3 protein-coding genes and 1 pseudogene are annotated in these 2,853 nt (G+C 70.5%); 1 reads left to right on the top strand and 3 read right to left on the bottom strand.

The features are described from left to right. The 3 genes and pseudogenes from J1C73_RS17425 to J1C73_RS17435 all read right to left on the bottom strand — a co-directional run. The coding region (locus tag J1C73_RS17425; RefSeq protein WP_207317197.1) for a DNA glycosylase AlkZ-like family protein at positions 1–772 on the bottom strand (772 nt) is incomplete at its 3' end. A gap of 77 nt (positions 773–849) precedes the next feature. Continuing rightward, a pseudogene (locus J1C73_RS17430) lies at positions 850–1,514 on the bottom strand (aldo/keto reductase); the annotation flags it as partial. A gap of 109 nt (positions 1,515–1,623) precedes the next feature. Next, a complete protein-coding gene (locus J1C73_RS17435; protein WP_207317198.1) occupies positions 1,624–2,046 on the bottom strand; it encodes a VOC family protein in 423 nt (140 codons plus the stop codon). A 160-nt stretch (positions 2,047–2,206) separates the two neighbouring features. Between J1C73_RS17435 and J1C73_RS17440 the strand changes: the two genes are divergently transcribed. Then, positions 2,207–2,853: helix-turn-helix transcriptional regulator (locus J1C73_RS17440; RefSeq protein ID WP_207317199.1), on the top strand; the 647-nt coding region annotated here is incomplete at its 3' end.

Genomic DNA, 2,853 nt, shown 5'->3' on the forward strand with positions numbered 1-2,853 from the left:
GGTCGAGCAGCTCGCGGCCGCGTTCGTCACGGAAGACGACGAGTTCTTCTCGGGCGGCTTTGATGGCGGCGGGAAGGCCGGCGAGGCCACACCAGGCACGTACGTCCGCACTGGCGGCGGGCCCGTACGCGGCGAGGTAGCGGCGCAGCAGTTGCTGTCCGACGGGATCACTGCCGTCGGCGGGCACGGGGTCGATGTCCCGTTTCAGCCAGGTACTCAACGGCAGGTTGCGTACGCCGGCGGTCTGGTGCCACAGGCCGCGGGGCGGGAGTTGGACCATGGGGATGAGCGCTGCGATGAGCAGCTCGCCCAGGACACGGCGTGGTGGGCCGGGCCAGCGGTCTTCGAGAGCTTGTACGAGCTCGGTCATGGTGCGGGGCCGCTGGTCGGCCATGACCGCGCGGCCGGCGGCGGCGACCTCGTCCACGTCGATGCCGGCCAGTTCGCGCCGGTAGGTTCCCAGCACTCGCTGGCGCAGCATTGTGTCGTGGCGGGCTCGCCAGGCGAGCGCGTCGTCGGCGGAGACGAGGTGGACGGTGCGCCGCATCAGGTGGGTGCGCACCACCACGCGACCGGTCAGCGCATCGTCCAGCTGCTTGGGTGTGAAGTCGGACAGGCGGGACCACAGCCCGGTGAAGGGCTCCTGAGGGCCCTGCGCCTGCAGGCCGCACAGATGGGCCACGGCCTCCGGTACGGATCTGTCGCTGCGCTTGAGGAGGTGCTGGCGGGCGAGGGTGGCGCGATTGAGGGCACGCGCGTCAAGGACAGTCATGGCATTCTCACGCGGCGGATCGCTCGTGGGACGGGCGTCGGAGCGGGGACCCGGTCCAGGCGGGCGTCGTCCGGCCGCGGCGCGTTCTTGCGGTAGCGGCCAGTGAGCGGGCCCATGGCCAGCGGGCTCCACACCAGAACGCCCAGGCCGTAGCGGTGGCAGGCGGGCAGGATCTCCCGCTCGATGCCGTGGCGAGGATGGAGTGGGTGGGCTGCTCGGTGCGCAGGCGGTGCAGTCCACGCCGCTGGGACACCCACTGGGCTTCGACGATTTCCGAGGCCGGCAGGTTGGAGGATCCGATCGCCCGGACCTTCCCGGCCCGTACGAGGTCGGTGAGCGCGGAGAGGGTCTCCTCGATGTCCGTGTACGGGTCGGGGTGGTGGATCTGGCAGAGGCCGATGCGGTCGGTCCGCAGCCGCTTCGGTGAGCCCTCGACCGCCTGGACGGCCCAGCGCCGGGAGCTGCCGCCGCGGTTGGGGCCCTCGCCCATCGGTCCGTTGGACTTGGCTGTCGGCACGACCTCGTCGCGGTGTCCCTTGAGTGCCTCTCCGACGATCTCCTCGGTCTCGGCGTGGCCGTAGACGTCGGCGGTGTCGAGGAGATTGATGCCCTCGTCCAGCGCCCGGTGCGTCACGCGCACGCAGTTGTCGTGATCCGGATCGCCCATCTTGCCGAACACCATGGTGCCCAGGCAGTCGGCACTGACTTCGATGCCGGTCCGTCCCAGCTTCCGCATCCTCACGGTGCCCCTTTTCCTTCCGCCGCTGTACGTGTTCGGTGCCCGCTGACGTCCGGGCCGCCCGTGCGGCGGCGGCCCGGACGGCGTAGGCGTGTCAGGTCGGCCGGTTGGTTCAGGCGTTGTACGGAGCGGTGACGTCCAGGACCCAGGTGACGCCGAAGCGGTCGGTGAGCATGCCGTACAGCGGCGCCCACTGCGCGGGCTCCAGTGGACTCACGACGGTCGAGCCCTCGGCGAGCTTGCCCCACAGGGCACTGATCTCCTCGGCGTCGTCTCCACGCACGGAGACGAAGAACGGGTTGTCGCCTTGGTTCCAGGGCAGCCGCGAGGGCACGTCGTAGGCCATGACGTGGAAGCCGTTGCCGCCGGCCACCTCGCCCCACATCACCCAGTCCGCCTCGCTCTCGTTCCGTACGGCGCCCGCGTCCTTGTAGGTGACCGCGACAGTACGTCCGCCGAAGACGGACTGGTAGAAGTCCAGCGCCTCACGTGCGGTGCCCCGGAAATTCAGGTGGGTGGTGGTCGTGACGGACATGACCTGCTCCTTGCCTCGCTGTGACACATGTGCGCCGTCGGCCGTCGATGCCGAGCGGCGGCTGCCGTGACCAGGGGTCATGCCTCCCGAACGGCTCGTATGCCACGATGGCAGAGGTAGCGGACAGGTTGTGTCCGGTACTCCGGGAAGCAGGGGTGTCATGCATAAAACGTCCGCGCGGCTGCTCGCGCTGCTCTCGCTCCTTCAAACGCCCCGTGACTGGTCCGGCGATGATCTCGCCGAGCGTCTCGGCATCACCTCGCGCACCGTGCGCCGTGACATCGGCCGCCTGCGCGAACTCGGCTACCCGATCACGACCGTCAAAGGACCGGCCGGCGGCTACCGCCTGGAGGCCGGCACTCACCTGCCGCCCATGCTGTTCGACGACGAGCAGGCCGTCGCCCTGGCCGTCGCGCTGCAGACCGCGGCCGCCGGCACCACCGTCGCCGAAGACGCCGCCCGCGCGCTGGCCACCCTCAGCCAGGTCATGCCGCCCCGCCTGCGCCACCGCATCGACCTGGTGCACATCACCGCGGTCCAACCGCCCGCGGCGGCCGGCGACACCCCCCAGGTCGACGCTCAGGTCCTGATGGCCCTGAGCCGCGCCATCCACGCCCGCGAGGAACTGCGCTTCGACTACGCCCCGGGTCCGAGCACCTCGGCCGATGGCAACCGCCGCGTACAACCCCACCACCTGGTCACCTGGCGTCATCGCTGGTACCTGGTGGCCTGGGACCTCCACCGCGAGGACTGGCGTATCTTCCGCGTCGACCGCATCCGGCCGCGCACACCCACCGGCCCCCGCTT

The sequence above is a fragment of the Streptomyces laculatispora genome, assembly GCF_017353455.1.
Classification (GTDB): domain Bacteria; phylum Actinomycetota; class Actinomycetes; order Streptomycetales; family Streptomycetaceae; genus Streptomyces; species Streptomyces laculatispora.